Consider the following 25,013-nt stretch of genomic DNA (forward strand, 5'->3'; position numbering starts at 1 on the left):
TATGGGTAAAGCGCTCGTTATTGTTGAGTCCCCGGCAAAGGCTAAAACAATCAATAAATATCTGGGCAATGACTACGTGGTTAAATCCAGCGTCGGTCATATCCGGGATCTGCCGACCAGTGGTTCAACCGCAAAGAAGAGTGCTGACGCCTCGACTGAAAAGAAAGCCAAAGACGCTGCGACTGACAAGAAAGTCAAAAAAGTAAAAAAAGATGAGAAAGCCGCACTCGTCAGCCGCATGGGTGTTGACCCCTATCACGGCTGGGAAGCGGATTATCAGATTCTGCCCGGCAAAGAGAAAGTGGTTGCGGAACTGAAGGCATTAGCCGCCAATGCTGACCACATCTATCTCGCAACCGACCTTGACCGCGAAGGGGAAGCTATTGCCTGGCACCTGCGGGAAGTGATCGGGGGTGATGACTCACGCTTTAGCCGCGTGGTATTTAACGAAATTACGAAGAATGCGATTCGTCAGGCGTTTGAAAAGCCGGGCGAACTGAATATTGACAGGGTTAATGCTCAACAGGCGCGTCGTTTCATGGACCGCGTGGTGGGTTATATGGTCTCACCACTGCTGTGGAAAAAGATCGCCCGTGGTCTTTCTGCCGGACGTGTTCAATCCGTTGCCGTGCGTCTGGTCGTGGAGCGTGAGCGAGAAATTAAAGCCTTTGTGCCTGAAGAGTACTGGGAAGTTAATGCCGCGCTAAGCACGCCGAAAGGTGATGAGCTGTCGATGGATGTGACGCACAAAGGCGATAAAGCCTTCCGTCCGGTCAATCGCGATGAAACCTACGCCGCCGTCGCGCTGCTCGAAAAAGCGCGTTATGAGATCGTCGATCGTGAAGATAAGCCGACCAGCAGTAAGCCGGGCGCGCCCTATATCACCTCAACGCTGCAGCAGGCTGCCAGTACCCGTCTTGGCTTTGGTGTTAAGAAAACCATGATGATGGCCCAGCGCCTGTACGAAGCGGGTCACATTACTTACATGCGTACCGATTCAACCAACCTGAGTCAGGATGCGGTCGCCATGGCACGGGGTTATATCGAAAGCAATTTCGGTAAAAAATATCTGCCTGACAATCCTGTGACTTACGCCAGCAAAGAAAACTCCCAGGAAGCGCATGAAGCGATTCGTCCTTCTGATGTGGACGTGGTGGCGGAACAGCTGAAAGATATGGAAGCGGATGCACAGAAACTCTATCAGCTTATCTGGCGTCAGTTTGTTGCCTGTCAGATGACACCGGCAAAATATGATTCCAGCACCATCACCGCCGCCGCGGGTGAGTTCAGACTCAAAGCAAAAGGGCGTATTCTGCGTTTCGACGGCTGGACCAAAGTGATGCCAGCGCTGCGCAAGAATGATGAAGATCGTACGTTGCCTGCGGTCAGTGTGGGGGATGTTCTGGACCTTAAAGCACTGCAGCCGGGTCAACACTTCACCAAGCCACCGGCGCGCTTCAGCGAAGCATCCCTGGTGCGCGAGCTTGAGAAACGCGGAATTGGCCGTCCATCAACCTACGCAGCCATTACCTCGACCATTCAGGATCGTGGCTATGTGAGGGTGGAAAATCGCCGTTTCTATGCGGAAAAAATGGGTGAAATCGTTACCGATCGTCTGGAAGAGAACTTCCGCGAACTGATGAATTACGATTTCACCGCCCGCATGGAGAGCAACCTTGACCAGGTTGCCAATAACGAGGCGCAATGGAAAGCGGTGCTCGACCACTTCTTCAGCGACTTTACTCAGCAGCTTGAACTGGCTGAGAAAGATCCTGAAGAGGGTGGCATGCAGCCAAACCAGATGGTGCTGACCTCAATCGAGTGTCCGACCTGTAGCCGTCAGATGGGAATTCGCACCGCCAGTACCGGCGTCTTCCTGGGCTGTTCTGGCTACGCGCTGCCGCCTAAAGAACGCTGCAAACAGACCATCAACCTGATTCCGGAAAATGAAGTTCTCAATATTCTGGAAGGGGATGATGCTGAAACCAACGCACTGCGTGCCCGTCGCCGCTGCCAGAAGTGTGGCACAGCCATGGACAGCTATCTGATCGATAACGAACGTAAACTGCATGTCTGTGGTAATAACCCGGAGTGTGATGGTTACGAAATCGAGAAGGGTGAGTTCCGCATCAAAGGCTATGACGGCCCGATAGTGGAGTGTGAGAAGTGTGGTTCTGAGATGCACCTGAAGATGGGACGCTTTGGGAAGTACATGGCGTGTACCAATGAAGAGTGCAAAAACACCCGTAAGATTTTGCGTAGTGGTGAGGTTGCTCCACCGAAAGAAGATCCGGTTCCACTGCCAGAGCTGGCGTGTGAGAAGTCCGATGCTTACTTCGTGTTGCGAGACGGCGCAGCGGGCGTTTTCCTTGCAGCCAACACCTTCCCGAAATCACGCGAAACGCGTGCGCCGCTGGTGGAAGAGCTTCAGCGCTTTAAAGATCGTCTGCCTGAAAAGCTGAAATATCTGGCCGACGCGCCAGCAGCCGATCCGGAAGGTAACAAAGCGATGGTGCGCTTTAGCCGTAAAACCAAACAGCAGTATGTTTCCTCTGAAAAAGAGGGCAAAGCAACAGGCTGGTCCGCCTTCTATATAGACGGTAAATGGCAGGTCGCGAAGAAGTAATCCACTCAGGCCAGCGCTCGCTGGCCTTTTTCTGAGCCTTATATCAATCCGTTCTACTCTTTAACGTAAACTGATATAGTTGTTATAGCATTTCCGACCTTTCCTGATGCATAGCATTTTCTACCCTAGCGACTATACGTCAACCGGGGATGCGACTCTGTAACTTACCGGACGGAACAGATATGAAATTACAGCAGTTGCGCTATATCGTCGAAGTGGTAAACCATAATCTCAATGTCTCTTCGACAGCGGAAGGCCTCTACACCTCTCAGCCTGGCATCAGCAAACAGGTTCGCATGCTGGAAGATGAACTGGGCGTGCAAATCTTTGCCCGCAGCGGGAAACATCTCACCCAGGTCACGCCGGCAGGTGAAGAGATCATTCGTATAGCGCGTGAAGTGCTCTCAAAAGTGGATGCGATCAAATCGGTGGCGGGTGAGCATACCTGGCCGGATAAAGGCTCGCTCTATGTGGCGACCACGCACACTCAGGCTCGCTATGCGCTGCCTGGCGTGATCAAAGGCTTTATTGAGCGTTATCCGCGTGTCTCACTCCACATGCATCAGGGTTCCCCGACTCAGATTGCCGAAGCGGTCTCCAAGGGCAATGCGGATTTTGCGATTGCCACCGAGGCACTGCATCTCTATGACGACTTAATCATGCTGCCTTGCTACCACTGGAACCGGGCGATTGTCGTCACCGCTGACCATCCGCTGGCGGGGAAAGGCCAGGTGACCATTGAGGAGCTGGCTGAGTATCCTCTGGTCACTTACACCTTCGGCTTTACCGGGCGTTCTGAACTGGATACGGCCTTTAATCGCGCAGGATTAACGCCACGCATTGTTTTCACCGCCACTGACGCAGACGTCATCAAAACTTATGTTCGCCTGGGCCTGGGCGTAGGGGTTATTGCCAGCATGGCGGTAGACCCGGTGGCCGATCCTGACCTTATTCGTATTGAAGCCGCTGACATCTTTACCAACAGCACCACAAAAATTGGCTTCCGCCGAAGTACCTTCCTGCGTAGTTATATGTATGATTTTATACAACGTTTTGCGCCACATTTGACGCGCGACGTGGTGGACACAGCGGTAGCCTTACGCTCAAACGAGGATATTGAGGCGATGTTTAAAGATATCAAACTGCCGTTTAAATAGAGTTTACGCGCTTCACTTAAACTTAAGGCTGCCAGGTGCAGCCTTTTTTGTTTCCAGGCTTTAGCGCCAAATGAGAATCAAAATTTTTATGATTTTTTTGTAAATGAAACATTGATCACATGTTTTCCCATCGGGCTTTCTTAAATGCGAATTACCACACATTTTTAACTATGTCACTTTGCGACTTGCCAGGATTATTCCCATACTCCAGTTAAGAGTTAATGCAGGAAGCCAGTAAACATAAGGGTCTTTAGCGATCTCTTTAGTTTTAAATGGACCTGTTTTTAAATTAACTCAAATTTATTAGCTCTCTGTTTAATTAAATATTTGTTCCGAAGTTAATGGTTTCTTACGTTACTGGCTCCTATTGATTAATACCGTTAATCGTTTTACTCAATAAAAATAACTGGATTTTTGGCCTTAACGCGTTTAGGATTCCTCCTAAATCTTAATCGATGTTATCAATCATTTTGTTGAGAGTGATTATCAAAAACTATGAATACACGACTGACTGTACAACCGGGTTTCCCGGCAAAAAGCACCAAGGTTGAGCGTACCGGCAACACCCGTCGCAACGCCTGGTTAACCGTATTCGCTGCCTCTGCGCTGTTCTGGGTGGTAGTAGCGTTAATGATTTGGCGTATCTGGGGCTAAAGCCATGTGGGCAAACACACTCAGCCATAAACGTTCCCTGACTTCACGTCAGCACAAGCCGGTTGCCTGCAAAGGAAAAGAACCACTTGCAAAGGACGAGAAAGTGTCTATCCCCGAATCGTGGGATTTGAGTGATAACCAGAGACTTTTTATTGAGTCATTCCTGGACCCTAAGAGTAAATAACGTTTTCAGACCATTTATTAGTCGCAGTTTTTATTACCGGAGTTTCCGGCGGGCTTGTTAATTGCCCTTTACCACATTGCGTACGACCAAAGGGTGTCGCCTTGATGAGGTGACCGCAAAAACTTTTACGCCAGATTCCGGCGAAGGAGTGAACCAAATGAATATGATTAAAATGTCCTGGCTCAGCGCGTATGCCTTCTCCTTTGCGTTCTGGTCTGCGGCGGTGTGGATAACGCTGTAATTTGAATTAAATCACCTTTTTTATGATGCCTCGTGATCTCACGGGGCATTTTCGTTTGTGAGCGATTGTGGCAATTTGTGTTGTAATCAAATCGTTAACGAATTTTGGTCTATCTTTAACATAAACCTTTGTCTCTCTAAGGTTTAAGACCATGAATGAAAAAGGAGGAGCTATGTCGTCTACCCTACGCGAGCAGAGTCAGGAAATACTGCAGGTCGACACCAAAAAATATCACATCTTCAGTCTTCCCCGCGCTGCTCAACATCTCGGCAATATAGACAGTCTGCCCAAATCTCTGAAGGTCCTGCTGGAAAATTTACTGCGCTGGCAGGATGGTGATTCTGTTACGGCAGAAGATATTCAGGCGCTGGTTGACTGGCAAAAAGATGCCCACGCCGATCGTGAAATCGCCTATCGTCCCGCCCGTGTATTAATGCAGGACTTTACCGGCGTACCTGCCGTAGTTGACCTGGCGGCGATGCGCGAAGCGGTAAATCGCCTGGGTGGCGATGTGGCGAAAGTGAATCCGTTATCGCCAGTGGATCTGGTCATTGACCACTCAGTTACAGTGGATCACTTTGGCGATGATGACGCTTTCGAAGAGAACGTCCGGCTGGAGATGGAGCGCAACCATGAGCGTTATGTCTTCCTGCGCTGGGGACAGAAAGCATTTGATAAGTTCCGGGTTGTACCGCCGGGCACCGGTATCTGCCATCAGGTGAACCTGGAGTATCTGGGTAAGGCGATCTGGCATGAAACGCTCAACGGCGAAGAGTATGCCTGGCCCGATACACTGGTCGGCACTGACTCCCACACCACCATGATCAACGCGCTGGGCGTGCTGGGATGGGGAGTAGGGGGAATCGAGGCAGAAGCTGCCATGCTTGGCCAGCCCGTCTCCATGCTGATTCCGGATGTAGTGGGTTTCAAACTCACCGGCAAACTCAAGCCAGGCATCACCGCGACTGACCTGGTGCTTACCGTTACCCAAATGCTTCGTAAGCATGGCGTCGTGGGCAAATTTGTCGAGTTTTACGGTGATGGTCTGGCCGATCTGCCGCTGGCTGATCGCGCCACTATTGCCAACATGGCCCCGGAATATGGCGCGACCTGCGGTTTCTTCCCGGTCGATGATGTCACGCTCAGTTACATGACGCTCACCGGACGCGATGCCGACCAGGTCGCCCTGGTGGAAGCTTATGCCAAAGCGCAGGGCCTGTGGCGTAACGCCGGCGATGAGCCGCGCTTTACCAGCACCCTGTCACTGGACATGAACGAAGTGGAATCGAGCCTTGCCGGACCAAAACGTCCGCAGGATCGGGTTTCGCTGGGTGATGTGCCTGCCGCGTTTGACGCCAGCAACGAGCTGGAAGTGAATCAGGCACAGAAACCGCATAAAAATGTCGAATACACCGACAGTGACACCGGCCTGACGCATACACTGACCGACGGTGCCGTTGTAATCAGTGCGATTACCTCCTGTACTAACACCTCTAATCCCAGCGTGCTGATGGCGGCTGGCTTACTGGCGAAGAAAGCGGTCGAGCGTGGCCTGAAACGTCAGCCGTGGGTTAAAGCTTCACTGGCACCCGGTTCTAAAGTGGTTTCAGACTATCTCGCCGTCGCGCAACTCACCCCTTATCTTGATGAGCTGGGCTTTAATCTGGTCGGTTATGGCTGCACCACCTGTATCGGTAACTCTGGTCCGCTAAAAGATGAGATTGAGTCTGCCATCAAAGCGGGCGATCTGACGGTCGGTGCAGTGCTGTCCGGCAACCGCAATTTTGAAGGTCGTATTCATCCGCTGATTAAAACCAACTGGCTCGCGTCGCCACCGCTGGTGGTAGCCTATGCGCTGGCGGGTAATATGAAAATCAACCTGCAGACTGAGCCACTGGGCCACGATCGTCAGGGCCAGCCGGTCTATCTGAAAGATATCTGGCCAACGCCGGAAGAGATCGCCACAGCCGTGCAGCAGGTTACCAGCGACATGTTCCATAAAGAGTACGCTGAAGTCTTCGACGGCACGCCCGAGTGGCAGGAGATCAAGGTCAGTGAAGCGGCGACGTATGACTGGGATGAAGGCTCGACCTATATTCGTCTGTCGCCGTTCTTTGATGATATGGAGAAAGAGCCTAAGCCGGTGCAGGATATTCGCGGTGCGCGGGTCCTTGCTATGCTGGGCGACTCCGTTACCACGGACCATATCTCACCGGCGGGCAGCATTAAAGCTGAGAGTCCGGCCGGACGCTATCTGCTGTCGCACGGCGTTGAGCGAACCGACTTTAACTCCTACGGTTCCCGTCGCGGTAACCATGAAGTGATGATGCGCGGCACGTTCGCCAACATCCGAATCCGCAATGAGATGGTGCCAGGCGTGGAGGGCGGTTATACCCGTCATTATCCGAGTGGCGAGCAGTTGGCTATCTATGACGCGGCGATGAAATATCAGGCGGAAGGTATACCGCTGGCCGTGATTGCCGGCCTTGAGTATGGATCCGGTTCAAGCCGCGACTGGGCGGCGAAAGGCCCACGTTTGCAGGGTGTGAGAGTTGTCATTGCTGAATCTTTTGAGCGTATTCACCGCTCAAACCTGATCGGCATGGGCATTCTGCCGCTGGAATTCCCGCAGGGCGTGACCCGCAAAACCCTGGGCCTGACCGGTGAGGAGCGTATTGACGTGGAGAATCTTCAGGCACTGACGCCAGGCTGCAGCGTGAAAGTGACGCTGACCCGTGCTGACGGCAGTAAAGAGGAGCTGGACACCCGCTGTCGCATTGATACCGGTAATGAGCTGACCTATTACCGTAACGACGGCATCCTGCACTACGTTATCCGCAATATGCTGGACTGACAAAAAAAGCCGGGGCGACCCGGCTTTTTCATTCAGGATTTCGGCAGCAGATGCCCCATCTTCGCCGCTTTGGTATCCAGATAGTGCGCATTCTTCGGGTTACGTCCCACGACCAGCGGCACACGCTCAACGATGTTGATCCCGGCTTCGCTGAGGATCTCAACTTTACGCGGGTTATTGGTCAGCAGGCGCACTTCATTTACGCCCAGCAGTTTGAACATATCGGCGCACAGGGTGAAGTCGCGTTCATCAGCGGCAAAGCCTAGCTGATGGTTCGCTTCTACGGTGTCATAGCCTTTGTCCTGCAACGCATAGGCGCGGATCTTATTCAGCAGACCGATATTACGGCCTTCCTGGCGGTGATACAGCAGCACACCACGACCTTCTTCTGCGATGGCATTAAGGGCGGCTTCAAGCTGAAAGCCGCAGTCGCAACGCAGGCTGAAGAGCGCATCGCCGGTCAGGCATTCGGAGTGAACGCGCGCCAGTACCGGCTCGTTATCATTAATATCGCCAAAGACCAGTGCAACGTGGTCATGTCCGGTTGCCAGTTCTTCAAAACCAACCATCAGGAAATCTCCCCATGGCGTGGGCAGTTTGGCTTCTGCCACCCGTTTAAGCTGCATGTGACTCTCCAGAACCTTCAGAGGATGCACTATCATCATGATAGTGCACAGGCCAGTGTGGCCCGACAAACGTGCAATATTGTGCCACAACCCGCAAGCGGGCTGGTAATCTCTGATACCAATTGCAGTGATAAAGCACAATTATCCAATCGGCAACGGTTATGTTATTCTTTTTTAAGCTAAAGTTATGCAATTGTTGTCTTTTAACACCGGGATAAGGGAAGAGGATGTTTAAGATTTCGCGTCGAACCACCTTCGGTATGCTGCTGCTGTTGATCATGCCGGTTGCCGTCTGGCTTACCGGCTGGCGCTGGCAGCCAGGTGAAAGCAATGCGGTGCTGAAAGGTCTGTTCTGGATGACCGAAACCGTTACCAATCCGTGGGGCATTGTCACCAGCGTGCTGCTGAGTGCATGGATGCTTTGGTGCCTGCGCTTTCGCCTGAAGCCCGCCATTCTGCTTCTGTTGATCATGAACGCGACGATTCTGGCCGGGCAATACACCAAATCCTTTATTAAAGAGCAGATACAGGAGCCGCGTCCCTATGTGATCTGGCTGGAACAGCATCATGGTCTGGACGAAAAGACCTTTTACGAACTTAAACGTAAACAGCGTGGGGAGATGGTGACCTCGCTGATAGCCGATGAGACGCAGATCCCGGGCTGGCTGAAACGTCACTGGGCGTTTGAAACCGGTTTCGCTTTTCCCTCTGGTCACACCATGTTTGCCGCCAGCTGGGCGCTACTGGCATTGGGCCTGCTCTGGCCGCGTCGTCACTATAAAACCGTGGTGGTGATCTTCCTGTGGGCCACGGGCGTGATGGCGAGCCGTCTGTTGCTGGGCATGCACTGGCCGCGCGATCTGGCAATGGCAACGGTACTTTCCTGGATACTGGTCACCGTTGCTACCTGGCTGGCACAGCGATTCTGTGGACCACTGACGCTGCCGCCGGAAGAGCAAAAAGAGGTGGCGCAGCGGGAGCCCTGATTGTAATTCACCCTTAAGACCCCATATTATTAGTCCGGCCTGCGCAAAAGTGACCTGGCCGATGCTGCTGGGAGCAGCATTTTTGCTGGAGTTTTGGCATAATTCTACCCGACAACCTCACAACAGGATGCACTGTGAAATATTTGCTGATTTTTTTAGTGGTACTGGTCATTTTTATTATTTCCGTCACTTTGGGTGCGCATAACGATCAGGTCATTACTTTTAACTATCTGCTGGCGCAGGGTGAGTTCAGCATCTCGACCTTACTGGCATCGCTGTTTGGCGCAGGTTTCGTGCTTGGCTGGATTATCTGTGGGCTGTTCTGGTTACGGACCCGCGTCGCACTGGCAAATGCCAACCGGAAAATCAAGCGTATGCAGACGCAAATCGAGCAGAGTACTGCTCTGGCGACCACGCCAGCTTCGCCGGCTGGCCGGGAATAATCCCCGATGCATGAATTGCTGTTTCTGTTACTGCCGGTGGCGGCTGCGTATGGCTGGTATATGGGCCGCCGCAGTGCACATCAGGACAAGCAACAGGAAGCCAACCGACTGTCGCGTGAATATGTCGCTGGCGTAAACTTTCTGCTCTCAAATCAGCAGGACAAAGCGGTCGATCTGTTCCTTGATATGCTCAAAGAGGACAGCGGCACGGTAGAAGCCCACCTGACGCTGGGTAATCTCTTCCGATCGCGTGGCGAAGTTGATCGCGCTATCCGTATTCATCAGGCTCTCATGGAAAGCGCTTCCCTGAGCTACGAGCAGCGTCTGCTCGCCGTTCAGCAACTGGGGCGTGATTATATGGCGGCGGGCTTTTATGACCGCGCTGAAGATATGTTTAAGCAGCTCACCGATGAAACGGACTTCCGGGTGGGCGCGCTGCAGCAGCTGCTGCTGATCCATCAGGCAACCAGCGACTGGCAGCAGGCGATTGAGGTGGCAGAACGTCTGGTTAAGCTCGGTAAAGATAAGCAGAAGGGCGAAATTGCCCACTTCTACTGTGAACTGGCGTTACAGGCCATGAGCAGCGACGACCTGGATCGCGCAATGAGCCTGCTGAAGAAAGGGGAGGCGGCCGATCGCAACAGCGCGCGCATCTCTATCATGATGGGCCGTATTTTCATGGAGAAAGAGGATTTCACCAAAGCGGTGGGCCATCTGCAGCGGGTGCTGGATCAGGATAAAGAGCTGGTCAGTGAAACGCTGGGGATGCTGGAGACCTGTTTCCAGCGGCTTAATCAGCCCGAAGCCTGGGCTGATTTCCTGCAGCGTTGTGTGGAAGAGAATACGGGAGCCGCAGCGGAACTCTATCTCTCGGATATCCTGGAGCAGCAGCAGGGTGCTGAAGCGGCGCAAAACTACATCAGTCGACAGCTGCAACGCCATCCAACAATGCGTGTGTTCCATCGCCTGATGGATTTGAACCTGCATGAGGCGGAAGATGGCCGTGCCAAAGAAAGCCTGATGGTGCTGCGTGACATGGTGGGCGAACAGATTCGCACCAAGCCGCGCTATCGCTGCCAGAAGTGTGGTTTCACCGCGCATGCACTTTACTGGCACTGCCCATCCTGCCGTACCTGGTCTTCCGTTAAACCTATTCGTGGGCTCGACGGCCAGTAAAACTGGCCGCCGTGAACAGAACACGCCTTATTGTAGTTACAACATACTATTGGGTTGTCACCTCCCTGTCTTCCGCCATCGTGCATAAAACGCCGGGCAGAGGGGCAAAGGCGATTGTGATGATCAGATACCGCAGGTAGAATGCTTGCCGTTTGTCTAATGCGCCTGCGGGCGCCTGTTGCAGAGGAAATGCCATGCCTTCACCCCACAATGTGACCGCTTCGCCGATTCTGGTCGCGCTGGATTACCATGACCTCGACAGCGCGCTGCGTTTCGTAGACCAGATTGATCCCCGCAGTTGCCGACTGAAAGTGGGCAAAGAGATGTTTACGCTGTTCGGACCCTCGCTGGTTAACACCCTGCAGCAGCGCGGTTTTGAGCTCTTTCTCGATCTGAAATTCCACGATATTCCTAACACCACTGCCCATGCCGTGGCTGCTGCTGCCGATCTCGGCGTCTGGATGGTCAACGTCCATGCCAGCGGTGGCGCGCGGATGATGAACGCAGCGCGCGAGGCGCTGCTTCCTTTTGGCAAAGATGCGCCTCTGCTAATTGCGGTGACCGTACTGACCAGCATGGATGCAGACGATCTTAAAGAGCTGGGCATTACACTTTCGCCTGCCGAACAGGCAGAGCGACTGGCGAAGCTGACGCAATCATGCGGGCTGGATGGCGTGGTCTGTTCTGCACATGAAGCGGTTCGCTTCAAACAGGTTCTGGGTCAGGATTTTGCGCTGATCACGCCGGGGATTCGCCCGGCAGGCAGCGATGCAGGCGATCAGCGTCGCATCATGACACCCCAGCAGGCGAAGCAGGCGGGCGCAGACTACATGGTGATAGGGCGTCCGATCACCCAATCCGCCGATCCCGCCGCCACCCTGCAGGCGATCCTGCACAGTCTGGAGACACCATAATGGCAGATGATAATCGACTGGTTTACTCCACCGACAGCGGGCGCATTACCCAGCCTGAGACTAAAGCAGAGCGGCCAAAAGGGGATGGCATTGTACGCATCCAGCGCCAGACCAGCGGACGCAAAGGCAAAGGCGTCTGTCTGATCACCGGCATTGATCTGGATGATGCAGCACTGACGCTGCTGGCCGCTGAACTGAAAAAGAAGTGTGGCTGTGGTGGATCGGTAAAAGAGGGTGTTATCGAGATTCAGGGTGACAAACGCGATTTACTGAAAAGCCTGCTGGAAGCTAAAGGGATGAAAGTCAAACTGGCGGGCGGCTGAATTAAAAAAATCGGGCTACCGAAGTAGCCCGATGGTCATGTAGATGCTTAGCGTAGCCGTTTATTCTTTTAATAAGGTCCTTAGTGGACCTGATGACCGATAATACCACCAACTGCGGCGCCACCGACTGTGCCGAGCGCGCTACCATTGGTCAATACTGAACCCCCAATCGCACCTGCGCCCGCGCCAATGGCGGTGTTGCGGTCACGCTTAGACCAGTTAGAACAGCCGCTCAGGGCAACAGCTAACGTGGTAGCCAGTACAACGGCAGTGATTCGTTTCATTGTTGTAGTCATACACTTCTCCTTTGATGTGCTCACAGAGGCAACACTCTTAGTATAGCTCCGATATTTCCTCAGCCCGCTTGTGTCGCATTATTGCCTCATCCCTGACGGCATAGAAATGTGATCACCATGGACAAACCGTTTGTAGCGGGTGAGTCACAATGCGACAGGCCAACAGGTCCACGCATTGTCTGAGAGGATTCTAAGCGTTCTGCAATAATTCCGAAGATGGAAAATTCTGAAATCACGACACATTTTTTCATTCACAGCCATTCCTTCTGCGTTTATAGCCATTTGCTCCATAACTCTTTCGCGTCCGACTCCGCAAAATTCAGGGACGATTGTCAGCAGGAGAAAAGAGATGCTGGAACACCTTAAACAACAGGTTCTGGAAGCGAATCTGGATCTACCCAAATACAACCTGGTGACCTTTACCTGGGGGAATGTCAGCGCGATTGATCGCGAGCAGGGTTTGCTGGTGATTAAACCTTCCGGCGTGCGCTATGAAGTGATGAAGCGCGACGACATGGTTGTGGTCGATCTGGCGAGTGGCAATGTAGTAGAAGGGGATAAACGCCCTTCATCGGACACGGCGACGCATCGTGCGCTCTATCTCGCCTGGCCGGAAGTCGGTGGCATTGTCCATACGCATTCGCGTCATGCGACCATCTGGGCGCAGGCAGGACGACCCATTCCGGCCTGGGGAACAACCCACGCCGACGATTTCTATGGCGAGATCCCCTGCACCCGCGCGATGCGTAACGAAGAGATTCAGCACGAGTACGAGTGGAACACGGGCGAAGTGATTATTGAGACGTTCGCGCAGCGCGGATTATCGCCTTCGGCGATCCCGGGGGTACTGGTCAACTCCCACGGCCCATTTGCCTGGGGTAAAGACGCCCATGCCGCTGTACACAGCGCGGTTGTCCTGGAGGAGGTGGCCTATATGGGGCTCTTTAGCCAGCAGCTTACTGCTAACCTGCCGCCCATTAATCAGACGCTGCTCGATCTGCACTACCTGCGGAAGCACGGTGAGAATGCCTGGTACGGGCAAAAATAACGAACGGGACGCGACGGCGTCCCTTTTTTTTTGTCGCCATTGCCGCTGGTATGGCGATCTCCATCATAGTTATCAAAACATCCATCCTGAAAAAATAAAACAGCGTTTCATTTATATCGGGGCGATCACTGTTTTAATAACCTCAAATCACTACTTTGCTTTCATCGCCTTCGGGCACTTCCTGCTCCAACACTGGCAAAGCAAAGGTGAAACCTGTATGCACATCAAACGGGCAATAGACAAAATTCCGGGCGGCATGATGCTTATTCCGCTGTTTATCGGCGCACTCTGCCATACATTCTCTCCCGGCGCCGGGAAATACTTCGGCTCTTTCACCAACGGTCTGATGACGGGGACGGTGCCGATTCTGGCCGTCTGGTTCTTCTGTATGGGAGCATCGATAAAGCTCAGCGCTACCGGCACGGTACTGCGTAAATCAGGCACGCTGGTGTTAACGAAAATTGCCGTTGCCTGGGTTGTGGCGGCTATCGCCTCACGCGTGATGCCGGAGAATGGGGTAGAAGTGGGGATGTTCGCGGGCTTATCCACGCTGGCGCTGGTGGCTGCAATGGACATGACGAATGGCGGCCTTTATGCCTCGATCATGCAGCAATACGGTTCCAAAGAGGAGGCTGGCGCGTTTGTGCTGATGTCACTGGAGTCCGGGCCATTAATGACCATGGTTATTCTGGGTACTGCGGGTATCGCCTCATTCGAGCCACACGTGTTTGTGGGCGCTGTCCTGCCGTTTGTGGTCGGATTTGCATTAGGAAATCTTGATCCGGAGTTGCGTGACTTCTTCGGAAAAGCGGTACATACGCTGATTCCTTTTTTCGCTTTTGCGCTGGGTAACACCATTAACCTGGGCGTGATTGCGGAAACCGGGCTGCTGGGCATCATGCTGGGCATCGCCGTGATCATCATTACAGGTATCCCGCTTATTCTGGCCGACCGGCTGATTGGCGGCGGGGATGGCACGGCCGGTATAGCCGCATCCAGTACGGCAGGCGCCGCAGTGGCGACACCCGTACTGATTGCCGAGATGTTGCCGCAGTTTAAACCGGTTGCGCCTGCCGCAACGGCGCTGGTTGCTACATCTGTCATTGTGACCTCAGTGCTGGTGCCCATTATCACCGCTATCTATTCAAAACGCCTTAAGCGTCTCCATGTTGCCGTCGGGCAGCGTGCCGCTATTAAGTAACCTGCCTAATCAATCCCCGGCGCGCCAGTCGGGGATCACTCTGGATTTTGTGTTGTAAATCAATCTCTCATTTGGTCTGGCCTCACTCTGCATTACGCTGATGTGGCGTATTTAACGCATCAAAATATAAACAGAGGATGAGACAATGACAGTTATTAACCAAGCAACGTGCAGATTATTTACCGAAGTCGGCAATACCACGCAGTTAGTCGCCTATTACGAAGAAGGGCGTCGTACCATGTGGATGATGCTGCGTGCACAGCCCCGTCCGAGTTTCAACCATGAACTGATTGAAGAGATCATGAACCTGAGCTACGCCGCTCAGCGTTCCGGCCTGCCAATCGATTTCTGGGTCACCGGGTCACTGGTTCCGCAAATGTTCAACGCCGGTGGCGATCTGCGCTTCTTTGTTGAGTGCATTCGCAACAACCGCCGCGAGGCGCTCCGGGCTTATGCGCGTGCCTGCGTGGACTGCATCCATTCTGCAGCACGCGGTTTTGATACAGGCGCGGTGACGCTGGCGATGATTGAGGGCAGTGCGTTAGGCGGCGGATTCGAAGCGGCGCTGGCGCATCACTTCATTCTGGCGCAAAACAATGCGCGGATGGGCTTCCCGGAAATTGCTTTTAACCTGTTCCCAGGTATGGGCGGCTACTCACTGGTGGCGCGTCGTTCCGGCATGAAACTGGCCGAAGAGCTTATTTGTGAAGGGGAGTCTCACAGCGCTGAGTGGTATGAGACGCGTGGACTGGTCGATAAGGTCTTCCAGCCAGGCGACAGCTATCGTGCCACCCGAACCTTTATCGACACGTTACGGCCTAAACTCAATGGCGTGCGGGCGATGCTGAAAGCGCGCCAGCGCGTGCTGCAATTGTCACGCGCTGAGCTCATGGATATCACAGAAGATTGGGTCGATTACGCGTTTACTATCGAACCTAAAGATATTGCTTACATGGAACGCCTGGTACAGTTACAAAACCGCCACAGCGCATCACTGCGTAAAGCGGGTTAATCCGGACCAGCATTAAACGCGGGCAGGATGCTTAGCCAGCCAATGCCCAAATTGTTCCGCGGGCATTGGTTTTGCGTAATAGTAACCCTGACGCCCATCAACACCACTTTTAAGCACGAACTTCTCTTCATCCGGCGTCTCAATACCTTCTGCAATCACCTGCAAATCAAGCGCCTTCGCGACGGCGACGATTGCACGCACCAGCGATTGTGATACCGGCTGTTTATTGATGTCGCGGATAAAGCTTTGATCGAGCTTAATCGCATTGATCGGCACACGTGCGAGCTGAGAAAGCGAAGAGTAACCGGTGCCAAAATCATCCAGATGAACCTGTGCGCCCAGCTCCTGAAACTGTTTCATCAGCTTCAGCGCTTCAGTTTCATTCTCAATCAGACAACTTTCTGTGAGCTCAATATCAATCGGACAATCAGTGATATTCGCCTCATGCAGTGCCTGTTTTAGATCGGTGTAGATACTTTGGTCGAGCAGCTGACGGGCAGACACATTGACAGCGATGCGCAGGAAAATACCCTGTTGACGCCAGACGATAATCTGCTGAAGCACGTTGAGCATTACCCAGCGTCCCAGCGGCACAATCAGCCCTGACTCTTCGGCATAGGGAATAAAATCTGCGGGCGAAACCATACCACGCTCTGGTGAGTTCCAGCGTACTAATGCCTCGGCGCTGCGAACCTGTCCATCGCTATCAATCTTAGGCTGGTAATGTACCAGCAGATGATCGAGTTCAAGCGCCTTGCGCAGGTTGGTGTCCAGCCACAGATACTCAAAGACCCGCTGGTTCATCTCGGCGGCAAAGACACAGAACTTGCCGCGACCATTCTCTTTAGCGTGATACATCGCGGTGTCCGCGTTACGAATCAGGCTCTCTCTATCTTCGCCATGCAGCGGTGCGAAAGCGATACCGATGGAACAGCCACTGTAAACTTCAATCAGTCCGATACGGAAAGGCTGTCGCAGGCGCTCAAGAATGCGGGAGGACATCGCCTCCAGCGCAGCCTGGCTGGTGTGTTCAGCCAGCACCACAAACTCATCGCCACCCAGACGACCCAGCGTCTGGTCCTTACCCAGACAGCTAAGAATCGCGAGAGAGACTGCCTGCAGTAATTGATCGCCGAACATATGACCGTAGGCGTCGTTCACTTTTTTGAAATTATCGAGATCGAGATAGACGACACCGGTCTCATCATGCCCGGCGCGCTCCAGCGCCAGGCTAATCTGCTGATGAATGGCGTTGCGATTAGGTAAACCGGTGACCGTATCGGTGTTTGCCAGCACCCGGAGGCGTTCCTGGGCACGTCGCTCCTCGGTAATGTCTGTACCAGAACAGATGAGGAAAATTTCATTTTTGCCGCTGCCGCTGTGAACAAACTTATTACGAAACAGAAACAGTCGCTGGCCCTTTTTGGTTTTGACCCAGCGCTCCACCTCGTACGAGTTACCGTCACGGAAGAAGCCTGCAATGTTGCGCCGCGACTGTGAGGCTTCCTGCCGGGTCATAAACAACTGAAAGACATTTCGACCTATAACTTCATGTTCATTCAGACCGGTATATTCTTCACTCAGGCGGTTAAAACGCTGAATATTGCCCCGCTGATCGAGGATAACAATCACTGAATTAGCTTCAGAAACCACTTGTTCGGCGAATGAAAGGCCCAGGGTCAGGTCACGGGCGACCGCAGACGTATCTCCCCAGGCAGAAGCGGTTCCGGCCCAGGAGGCCTGGTTCACTTTACGTCCGACAAAATGCATTGGCACATCAATGCCTTGCAGGGACATGGTCAGATTGATACTTGAAGTAATGACGGGCATTGCGCGGATCATTGCAGCCTGGCCGGGTGTCAGCGGCAGGGCGATATTAGTTTGTGACGACTCATCTTCGGCAAAATGCAATGCATCGCTGTCCGCGGTCAGACGCCAATGAGGGCTGGTTGTACCAAAAAGGGTGTACAACAACGTTTGCCCTTGTTCATCGGTCATGGAAACTTCCTCCGGGAAGTGCTCTGCAGGCGTTATCTCATTATTTTAGCAACAGTATTCATCATCTGAGGCAAGCACAAGGTGCAAACCAAATATATTTTCCCATCCAGATAAGAATGGCACAAAAAAGCCCCGACGGTGCGGGGCTATTCAGTGCATTCAGCAGGGACATTTGCCCAGTTTACCGGCCTGGCTGGGGAAGCGGGCATCCAGGCAATAACGGTGAAAATCGCGCTCGCTCATCGGCGCCTGTCCGGGATGATGCCGTCGCATATGCTGCAGATATTTTTGATAATCCTGCACCCCGACCATTAAGCGAAAACATTGTTGCAGGCCGCGCCAGAATCCCCGCCAGCTAAACCTCTGCGGCGGAGAAGCAGCAATCACATTACAGTGCAGAATCTGCCAGTCACCGTGTGGACGGTGGACCTGATGAATAGCATCAGACATGGCGCACCTCCTTGTTGCGCATTGCTACCGGCGTCTCGCGGGTGGTCGGCACCGAGCTGTTCAGTGCACGACGAATGACAAAGAATGCCGAGATCAGCATGGTGACCGCCACCAGCATAAAGAAAGCACACAGCGCGGCGTTAATCTGATTGCTGAACACGATGGTCTGCATATCCGCCACGCTTTTTGCTGGCGCGATGATCACGCCTTCATCCAGCCCTTTGCGGAATTTATTCGCCTGCGCCAGGAAACCGATAGAAGGTTTCTCATGGAAGATTTTCTGCCAGCCCGCGGTCATTGAGGTGATAAACAACCAGACGGTCGGCAGAATCGTCACCCAGGCGTAACGCTGCTTTTTCATTTTGAAGAGCACCACAGTACCGAGAATCAGCGCCATCGAGGCCAGCATCTGATTGCCGATACCAAAAAGTGGCCACAGGGTATTAATGCCGCCCAGCGGGTCGACCACGCCCTGATAAACAAAGAAACCCCAGCCTGCAACGGCGACTGTCGTGCCCGCCATATTACCCAGCCAGGAACGGTTGTTCGCCATAGAAGGCACCACTGTTCCCACCAGATCCTGCACCATAAAGCGGCAGGCGCGGGTACCGGCATCGACCGCGGTCAGGATAAATAGCGCTTCAAACAGAATGGCGAAGTGATACCAGAATGCCATCATCGCCCGACTGTTGAAGATCTCGGTAATAATATGGGCCATTCCCACTGCGAAGGTAGGTGCGCCGCCTGCGCGAGAGAGAATGGAACCTTCACCGACATCGCGGGCGATGCCACTCAGCATTTCTGGCGTGACCACAAAGCCCCAGCCATTAATGACCTGAGAGGCGCTCTCAACGGTGGTACCAATCAGCGCGGCAGGGGAGTTCATGGCAAAATAGACGCCGGGATCCAGCACCGAAGCACAAATCAGCGCCATGATCGCCACAAAAGACTCCATCAGCATCGCGCCATAGCCAATAAAGCGGATATGACTCTCCCTCTCCACCAGTTTTGGTGTAGTGCCGCTGGAGACCAGCGCATGGAAGCCTGAGATTGCTCCGCAGGCAATGGTAATGAACAGGAACGGGAACATCGCGCCGGAGAATACCGGACCGGTACCGTCGATAAATTTGGTCACTGCTGGCATTTTCATCTCTGGCATGGCAAAGACGATGCCCACCGCCAGGCCGACAATCACGCCAATTTTAAGAAAAGTGGAGAGGTAGTCGCGCGGTGCCAGCAGTAGCCAGACCGGCAGCACAGAAGCAATAAAGCCATAGATGACGAGAACCCAGGTCAGCGAGGTGCCTTTCAGGGTAAAGAAGGGGCCCCAGAACGGATGTTGTGCCACGTCGCCGCCATAAATAATCGCCGCCATCATCAGCACAAAGCCAATCAATGACACTTCGGCGATTTTACCGGGGCGGATAAAGCGCATGTAGACGCCCATAAACAGCGCAATCGGAATGGTGGCCGCGATAGTGAACAACCCCCACGGGCTGTTCGCCAGTGCCTTCACGACGACCAGCGCCAGCGCCGACAGGATGATGATCATCACGCCCAGCGCGCCGAGCATTGTCACGACACCGGCGAATGCGCCCAGCTCCTGCCGCGCCATTTCACCCAGCGAACGGCCATCACGGCGGGTCGAGATAAACAGGATCAGGAAATCCTGAACCGCGCCTGCCAGCATCACCCCGACCAGAATCCAGATAGTGCCCGGCAGAAACCCCATCTGCGCGGCCAGAATCGGACCGACCAGAGGACCGGCGCCCGCAATGGCCGCGAAATGGTGGCCAAACAGCACCCATTTATTGGTGGGAACATAATCAAGCCCGTCGCTCAGCCGCTCGGCAGGCGTCATCCGGCGGTCGTCCAGTTCAAAAATATTGCGGGCGATAAACAGGCTGTAGAAGCGGTAAGCGATGCTGTAACAGGCGACAGCGGCGATCACCAGCCAGACTGCATTGACGTGTTCGCCGCGGCTGAGGGCCAGCATGGCGAAAGCGCCCGCGCCGATTAACGCCACCACTAACCAGATCACACTGGTTTTGACGTTCTTCATGACTAACTCCTTGTGAGGACCGAGAGGAAAGCGATCGAAAACAACGAGTTAAACTTAATGTAATGGAATGTAAGTGAAAGTTAATCAGTGGAGAAGTGTGAAGCGGGGTACAAATTTAACTTTTTTGCAATCAGAACGGGGCGGGAAAGGGCGGGATAACCAGCGTTATCCCGCTTGTGTCAGCGCTTAAATACGCGACATTCAGACGGCGGGCCGGGCCACGACGCTGCGAGTTTCCATGCGGACTTCGGCGATGGTGACATCAATCACGTCGGTCACACGGTAAACCACGTCACCTTTGATCTGTACGCTGCCATTCTCCTGACTTAAGACCAGCTCATCACGCACCGCGTGAATGAACGGTGCCGGGATAAAGGCAACCGCACCAAACTCGACCAGGCGAACACGCATGCCGCCACGCGACACGTCGATAATCTCGGCGCTGAAACGACGATCGGTAGCCGCAAAGGGTGCAAGATAACGGGCGTAGAGCCAGTCACCAACGTCACGTTCCGCCATCCGGTTCAGGCGACGGCGTTCACTCATCGTTACCGTCACCGCATCATCCGGACGTGCGATCGACTCACCGCGAATAATTGCTTTAAGCAGACGATGGTTGATCATGTCGCCGAACTTACGAATCGGTGAGGTCCAGGTGGCGTAAGCCTCCAGACCCAGACCGAAGTGCGGGCCGGGCTCGGTGCTGATCTCAGCGAAAGTCTGGAAACGACGGATACGGCTATCAAGAAACTGGGTCGGCAGGGCGTCCAGCTCACGACGCAGCACACGGAAACCTTCCAGTGTGGTGATCGCCTGTGCATCCACGTTAATACCATGATTCGCCAGTACCGCCGCAGCCTGTTCAGCATTGGTGGCATCGAAACCGGCATGCACGTTGTAAATACCAAAGCCCAGACGATCACGCAGCACTTTTGCCGCGCAGACGTTGGCCAGAATCATGGACTCTTCAACGATACGGTTAGCGATGCGGCGAGGTTCAGCCACAATTTCCAGCACTTCGCCTTTATCACCGAGCAGGAAGCGGTAATCCGGGCGGTCCTTAAACACCAGCGCGTGGGTCTGACGCCACTCGCTGCGCGCCAGGCAAAGGCGGTGCAACAAACGAATCTGTTCAGCAATCGCCTCGCTTTCTGGCTGCCAGGTGCCGCTGTTTTCCAGCCAGTCAGAGACATCGTCATAAGCCAGCTTGGCTTTAGACTCGATCCAGGCCGCAAAGAACTCGACGTCATCACCCAGGGTGCCATCGGCAGCTACCGTGACGCGGCAGGCCAGCGCCGGACGACGCACATTCGGACGCAGCGAGCAGACATCATCAGAGAGTTCGCGCGGCAGCATCGGGATATTAAAGCCCGGCAGGTAGTTGGTAAACGCACGCTGTGCCGCCAGCTTATCAAGCTGACTGCCCTCTGCCACATAGGCGGTCGGATCGGCGATAGCGATAGTCAGACGCAGGGTGCCGTCGTCCTGTGCTTCTGCATAGAGCGCATCATCCATATCCTGGGTGCTGGCGCTGTCGATGGTGACGAAATCCAGCGCGGTCAGATCTTCACGCGTCAGGTTTTCATCCATCATCTCGCCAAAGCTGACATCAGGTGCTTCACGCTCAAGGTTGTGACGCGACAGCGTCACCCACCACGGAGCAAGATGATCATCAGCTTTGACAATAAAATCGGTAAGTTCGGCATAGAAGCCGCGATCGCCTTTTAACGGATGGCGACGCATTTCTGCTACTGCCCAGTCGCCATTCTCAAACTCATGGCTGACATCGCGTGCGGGGCGACACTGAATCGCATCTTTCAGCAGGGGATGGTCCGGCACAATCGACAGGCGCTCGTCTTTCTTCTGCACCCGACCAACAAAGCGGGTCAGGAACGGCTCAACCAGCGTTTCCGGCTCAGCGCTTTCGCGATCTTTCTCGCTATGGATCACAGCGGTAATACGGTCGCCATGCATCACTTTCTTCATCTGCGGGGGCGGAATGAAGTAACTTTTCTGCGCATCGACTTCCAGAAAGCCGAAGCCTTTTTCGGTGCCTTTAACGACGCCTTCAGCTCGAGGCGTTTGCGAATGGAGCTTCTGTTTCAGCTGCGCGAGCAGCGGGTTATCCTGGAACATAATTTTTACGTTTCGTGGCCTGATTGCGGCTGACAGTTTTACGCGATTCGGCGGCGCGCGGCAAGGCAAAAAGCCGGACGAACCGGCTTTTCAGAGAGGAGTGAAAGGGAGGTCAGGCAATGCGCTGTTCAGGCAGTGCCGCTGACAGTTCCAGCTTCACCGGCACCGACTTAGAGGTCGGTGTGCCACTGCCATCACCAAAGCTGTTCAGCGGCACCAGCGGGTTGGTTTCCGGGTAATAAGCCGCCAGATTACCGCGCGGAATATTATAGGGAACCAGTTTGAAGCCGCTGACGCGACGGGTAATGCCATCATTCCAGAGTGTCTCGATATCGACATTCTGACCTTCGGTGAAACCAAGGTCTGTCATATCATCCGGGTTGATGAACACCACTTCGCGCTGACCAAACACGCCACGGTAACGGTCATCAAGGCCGTAAATCGTGGTGTTGTACTGGTCATGTGAACGCAGCGTCTGAAGAGTGAAAGGGACCTCTTGATCCAGATTCGGGAACAGCGAGGTCGGCAGCGCCGCGGCATTGAACTCTGCTTTCTGGCTCGGCGTATTGAAGCGCAACTCGGCAGCGGCATTACCCAGGTAGAAACCGCCGGGGATATCACATTTCGCATTGAAGTCGGCAAAGCCCGGAATCGTTGCCGCGATATGCTCACGAATCAGGTTGTAATCACCGGCCAGCTCGCGCCATTTCACTTTCTCATCACCCAGCACCGCCTGCGCGATACCGGCAACAATCCAGGTCTCAGAACGCTGTGTTTCCGCCAGCGGAATACCAATCCCTTCAGAGGCGTGCACCATGCTAAAGGAGTCTTCCACGGTAATAAACTGATTGCCGGTCGCCTGCAGATCGCGTTCGGTGCGGCCCAGCGTCGGCAGAATCAGCCCTTCATGACCCGGCACCAGATGGCTGCGATTCAGTTTGGTACTGATATGCACAGTCAGACCACAGCGTGACATCGCTTCTTCGGTGCGCGGTGAATCTGGTGCAGCCGCAGCCAGGTTGCCACCCAGCGCGATCAGCACTTTGACTTCATCACGCAGCATCGCGTTCAGCGCTTCAACGGTGTTATGGCCCGCGGCACGCGGTGGCTCGAAATTGAAATGATTACCCAGCGCGTCCAGGAACGCTTTAGCCGGTTTCTCATCAATCCCCATGGTGCGGTTACCCTGCACGTTGCTGTGACCGCGAACCGGGCAGAGGCCTGCGCCTTTTTTGCCCAGTTGACCAAACAGCAACTGCAGGTTGGTGATTTCGCGAACCGTGTCTACCGAGTGTTTGTGCTGGGTGATGCCCATTGCCCAGGTACAAATCACCCGGTCAGCGCTCTGGTAAATCGCCGCCGCTTCACGGATCTGCGCCTGCGTCAGGCCAGACTGCGCCACAATCTGCATCCAGCTGGTGTTATCCACCGCATCCAGATAGGCCTCAATGCCATTGGTTTTAGCATTGATAAAGGTCTGGTCAAACAGGCCACTTTCACCGGCTGCCAGACGCGCGCGATGGGTCTCCAGCAGGGATTTCACCATGCCGCGCACCGCCGCCATATCACCACCCAGATTGGGCTGATAATAAGACGAGCTGATGTTACCCGCTTTTGAGGTGACGACTTCCAGCGGCTTCTGCGGATCTGCAAAACGTTCCAGACCGCGCTCGCGCAGGGTATTAAAGGTGACGATTTTCGCACCATGATCGGCAGCATGACGCAGGCTGTGCAGCATACGCGGATGGTTGGTGCCGGGATTCTGACCGAAGACGAAAATCGCATCGGCGTGATCGAAATCATCCAGACGAATCGTGCCTTTACCGACGCCAATACTGCGCTTCAGACCGGTGCCGCTGGCTTCGTGGCACATATTCGAGCAGTCAGGGAAGTTATTGGTTCCCATCAGGCGACCAAACAGCTGATAGAGCCAGGAGGCTTCGTTGCTGGCGCGACCGGAGGTGTAAAGCTCCATCTGATTCGGATGATCCATCGCCTTGATGTGCTGCGCGATCAGCGCAAACGCATCTTCCCAGCTGATCGGCTCATAGTGGTCAGTTTCCGCGTTATAGCGCAGCGGATGAGTCAGACGCCCCTGATACTCCAAGAAGTAATCACTCTGGGTATAGAGCGTGGTTACGCTGTGTTTAGCAAAAAAGTCGGTGTCGACCATGCGGCGCGTCGCTTCCCAGGTGACCGCTTTGGCCCCGTTTTCGCAGAAGCTGAAGGTACTTTTGTTGTCATCACCCCAGGCGCAGCCCGGACAGTCAAAACCGCGTGCTTTATTCATGCGCATCAGGTTGCGCATATTTTTCAGGGCCGCTTTGCTGTCAAGCACGAAACGCGTGGTGGCTTCCAGAGAACCCCAGCCGCCCGCAGCCGCGCGATAGGGTTTGATTTGGCGTTTAAATTTCATAGTGAGTGCAGGCTTTTATAGTAGGCATTATTGTTTGGTGTTTGTTATCAGGTTATAGCCTGATGGTGAAAGGAAGTCTGCAGCTATCGTTATACCTTGTCTAATTGATTGACATAATGGTGCGATAGCTGGCGTTTATCGTGCACAGGCCTGAAATGTGATGGTGCTCAGATTTTACCCGCCTTAAACCGGCTGATAACGGGAGTTCTC

General features: G+C 53.9%; 19 protein-coding genes. 12 read left to right on the top strand and 7 right to left on the bottom strand.

Going from position 1 to position 25,013, the window contains the following annotated elements; translation table 11 throughout:
• Position 1: 1 nt before the first annotated feature.
• The 4 genes from topA (at position 2) to acnA (ending at position 7,716) form a co-directional block, all read left to right on the top strand.
• Entirely contained in the window at positions 2-2,626 is a 2,625-nt protein-coding gene (gene topA / locus NP77_RS11060) for a type I DNA topoisomerase (RefSeq protein WP_003853868.1), read from the top strand.
• Positions 2,627-2,808: 182 nt separating this feature from the next.
• Positions 2,809-3,783: an HTH-type transcriptional regulator CysB gene (cysB, locus tag NP77_RS11065; protein WP_003853865.1), complete on the top strand. Its 975-nt coding sequence runs from the start codon at positions 2,809-2,811 to the stop codon at positions 3,781-3,783.
• A 495-nt stretch (positions 3,784-4,278) separates the two neighbouring features.
• Complete coding sequence (locus tag NP77_RS22955) at positions 4,279-4,437, top strand: YmiA family putative membrane protein (RefSeq protein ID WP_003853864.1); 159 nt, start codon at positions 4,279-4,281, stop codon at positions 4,435-4,437.
• Between the two features lie 597 nt (positions 4,438-5,034).
• Complete coding sequence (acnA, locus tag NP77_RS11070; protein WP_039660135.1) at positions 5,035-7,716, top strand: aconitate hydratase AcnA; 2,682 nt, start codon at positions 5,035-5,037, stop codon at positions 7,714-7,716.
• Positions 7,717-7,748: 32 nt separating this feature from the next.
• Here acnA and ribA read toward each other — a convergent pair whose 3' ends face one another.
• Positions 7,749-8,342, bottom strand: coding sequence for a GTP cyclohydrolase II (gene ribA, locus NP77_RS11075; protein ID WP_003853859.1), 594 nt, complete (start codon positions 8,340-8,342; stop codon positions 7,749-7,751).
• Between the two features lie 227 nt (positions 8,343-8,569).
• Here ribA and pgpB point away from each other — a divergent pair, with 227 nt between their 5' ends.
• The 5 genes from pgpB to yciH all read left to right on the top strand — a co-directional run bounded on the left by pgpB (position 8,570) and on the right by yciH (position 12,184).
• Positions 8,570-9,328: a phosphatidylglycerophosphatase B gene (gene pgpB / locus NP77_RS11080; RefSeq protein WP_008925278.1), complete on the top strand. Its 759-nt coding sequence runs from the start codon at positions 8,570-8,572 to the stop codon at positions 9,326-9,328.
• Positions 9,329-9,462: 134 nt separating this feature from the next.
• Positions 9,463-9,771: a LapA family protein gene (locus tag NP77_RS11085; protein ID WP_003853856.1), complete on the top strand. Its 309-nt coding sequence runs from the start codon at positions 9,463-9,465 to the stop codon at positions 9,769-9,771.
• Between the two features lie 6 nt (positions 9,772-9,777).
• On the top strand, positions 9,778-10,947 hold the full coding sequence (gene lapB / locus NP77_RS11090; RefSeq protein WP_008925277.1) for a lipopolysaccharide assembly protein LapB: 1,170 nt from the start codon (positions 9,778-9,780) through the stop codon (positions 10,945-10,947).
• A gap of 194 nt (positions 10,948-11,141) precedes the next feature.
• Complete coding sequence (pyrF, locus tag NP77_RS11095) at positions 11,142-11,861, top strand: orotidine-5'-phosphate decarboxylase (protein ID WP_181405290.1); 720 nt, start codon at positions 11,142-11,144, stop codon at positions 11,859-11,861.
• Positions 11,861-12,184, top strand: a complete 324-nt coding sequence (gene yciH / locus NP77_RS11100) for a stress response translation initiation inhibitor YciH (protein ID WP_039660138.1) — start codon at positions 11,861-11,863, stop codon at positions 12,182-12,184. Before pyrF ends, yciH begins: the two co-directional genes overlap by 1 nt.
• Before the next feature lie 80 nt (positions 12,185-12,264).
• On the opposite strand, the gene osmB is transcribed toward yciH, so the two are convergent.
• On the bottom strand, positions 12,265-12,480 hold the full coding sequence (gene osmB / locus NP77_RS11105; RefSeq protein WP_003853848.1) for an osmotically-inducible lipoprotein OsmB: 216 nt from the start codon (positions 12,478-12,480) through the stop codon (positions 12,265-12,267).
• 349 nt (positions 12,481-12,829) lie between these two features.
• Here osmB and araD point away from each other — a divergent pair, with 349 nt between their 5' ends.
• The 3 genes from araD to NP77_RS11120 all read left to right on the top strand — a co-directional run bounded on the left by araD (position 12,830) and on the right by NP77_RS11120 (position 15,741).
• A complete protein-coding gene (gene araD, locus NP77_RS11110; protein ID WP_039660139.1) occupies positions 12,830-13,528 on the top strand; it encodes an L-ribulose-5-phosphate 4-epimerase in 699 nt (232 codons plus the stop codon).
• A 217-nt stretch (positions 13,529-13,745) separates the two neighbouring features.
• Positions 13,746-14,729 (top strand): 2-keto-3-deoxygluconate transporter, encoded by a 984-nt coding sequence (gene kdgT, locus NP77_RS11115; protein WP_008925272.1) that lies wholly within the window; start codon positions 13,746-13,748, stop codon positions 14,727-14,729.
• Between the two features lie 145 nt (positions 14,730-14,874).
• Positions 14,875-15,741: a crotonase/enoyl-CoA hydratase family protein gene (locus NP77_RS11120; protein ID WP_003853843.1), complete on the top strand. Its 867-nt coding sequence runs from the start codon at positions 14,875-14,877 to the stop codon at positions 15,739-15,741.
• A 12-nt stretch (positions 15,742-15,753) separates the two neighbouring features.
• Here the strand turns inward: NP77_RS11120 and pdeR are convergent, their stop codons facing one another.
• The 5 genes from pdeR to NP77_RS11145 form a co-directional block, all read right to left on the bottom strand.
• Positions 15,754-17,739 (bottom strand): cyclic di-GMP phosphodiesterase, encoded by a 1,986-nt coding sequence (pdeR, locus tag NP77_RS11125; protein ID WP_008925271.1) that lies wholly within the window; start codon positions 17,737-17,739, stop codon positions 15,754-15,756.
• Positions 17,740-17,898: 159 nt separating this feature from the next.
• Entirely contained in the window at positions 17,899-18,189 is a 291-nt protein-coding gene (locus tag NP77_RS11130; protein ID WP_003853839.1) for a YbdD/YjiX family protein, read from the bottom strand.
• Positions 18,182-20,251, bottom strand: coding sequence for a carbon starvation CstA family protein (locus NP77_RS11135; RefSeq protein WP_039660141.1), 2,070 nt, complete (start codon positions 20,249-20,251; stop codon positions 18,182-18,184). The genes NP77_RS11130 and NP77_RS11135 overlap by 8 nt, the downstream gene beginning before the upstream one ends.
• 201 nt (positions 20,252-20,452) lie before the next feature.
• Complete coding sequence (locus NP77_RS11140; RefSeq protein WP_039660144.1) at positions 20,453-22,387, bottom strand: exoribonuclease II; 1,935 nt, start codon at positions 22,385-22,387, stop codon at positions 20,453-20,455.
• Between the two features lie 112 nt (positions 22,388-22,499).
• Positions 22,500-24,803: an FdhF/YdeP family oxidoreductase gene (locus NP77_RS11145; protein WP_039660145.1), complete on the bottom strand. Its 2,304-nt coding sequence runs from the start codon at positions 24,801-24,803 to the stop codon at positions 22,500-22,502.
• Between the last annotated feature and the right edge of the window lie 210 nt (positions 24,804-25,013).

The organism is Pantoea sp. MBLJ3 (genome assembly GCF_000816655.1).
Lineage (GTDB): Bacteria > Pseudomonadota > Gammaproteobacteria > Enterobacterales > Enterobacteriaceae > Pantoea > Pantoea eucalypti.

Excerpts from the sequence above, each read along its gene's own strand:
- pgpB (WP_008925278.1), top strand. The coding sequence starts at position 8,570 with ATGTTTAAGATTTCGCGTCGAACCACCTTCGGTATGCTGCTGCTGTTG.
- NP77_RS22955 (WP_003853864.1), top strand. The coding sequence starts at position 4,279 with ATGAATACACGACTGACTGTACAACCGGGTTTCCCGGCAAAAAGCACC.
- topA (WP_003853868.1), top strand. The coding sequence starts at position 2 with ATGGGTAAAGCGCTCGTTATTGTTGAGTCCCCGGCAAAGGCTAAAACA.
- lapB (WP_008925277.1), top strand. The coding sequence starts at position 9,778 with ATGCATGAATTGCTGTTTCTGTTACTGCCGGTGGCGGCTGCGTATGGC.
- cysB (WP_003853865.1), top strand. The coding sequence starts at position 2,809 with ATGAAATTACAGCAGTTGCGCTATATCGTCGAAGTGGTAAACCATAAT.
- pyrF (WP_181405290.1), top strand. The coding sequence starts at position 11,142 with ATGCCTTCACCCCACAATGTGACCGCTTCGCCGATTCTGGTCGCGCTG.
- kdgT (WP_008925272.1), top strand. The coding sequence starts at position 13,746 with ATGCACATCAAACGGGCAATAGACAAAATTCCGGGCGGCATGATGCTT.
- NP77_RS11140 (WP_039660144.1), bottom strand. The coding sequence starts at position 22,387 with ATGTTCCAGGATAACCCGCTGCTCGCGCAGCTGAAACAGAAGCTCCAT.
- NP77_RS11120 (WP_003853843.1), top strand. The coding sequence starts at position 14,875 with ATGACAGTTATTAACCAAGCAACGTGCAGATTATTTACCGAAGTCGGC.
- NP77_RS11135 (WP_039660141.1), bottom strand. The coding sequence starts at position 20,251 with ATGAAGAACGTCAAAACCAGTGTGATCTGGTTAGTGGTGGCGTTAATC.
- araD (WP_039660139.1), top strand. The coding sequence starts at position 12,830 with ATGCTGGAACACCTTAAACAACAGGTTCTGGAAGCGAATCTGGATCTA.
- acnA (WP_039660135.1), top strand. The coding sequence starts at position 5,035 with ATGTCGTCTACCCTACGCGAGCAGAGTCAGGAAATACTGCAGGTCGAC.
- osmB (WP_003853848.1), bottom strand. The coding sequence starts at position 12,480 with ATGACTACAACAATGAAACGAATCACTGCCGTTGTACTGGCTACCACG.
- NP77_RS11130 (WP_003853839.1), bottom strand. The coding sequence starts at position 18,189 with ATGTCTGATGCTATTCATCAGGTCCACCGTCCACACGGTGACTGGCAG.
- pdeR (WP_008925271.1), bottom strand. The coding sequence starts at position 17,739 with ATGACCGATGAACAAGGGCAAACGTTGTTGTACACCCTTTTTGGTACA.
- yciH (WP_039660138.1), top strand. The coding sequence starts at position 11,861 with ATGGCAGATGATAATCGACTGGTTTACTCCACCGACAGCGGGCGCATT.
- ribA (WP_003853859.1), bottom strand. The coding sequence starts at position 8,342 with ATGCAGCTTAAACGGGTGGCAGAAGCCAAACTGCCCACGCCATGGGGA.
- NP77_RS11145 (WP_039660145.1), bottom strand. The coding sequence starts at position 24,803 with ATGAAATTTAAACGCCAAATCAAACCCTATCGCGCGGCTGCGGGCGGC.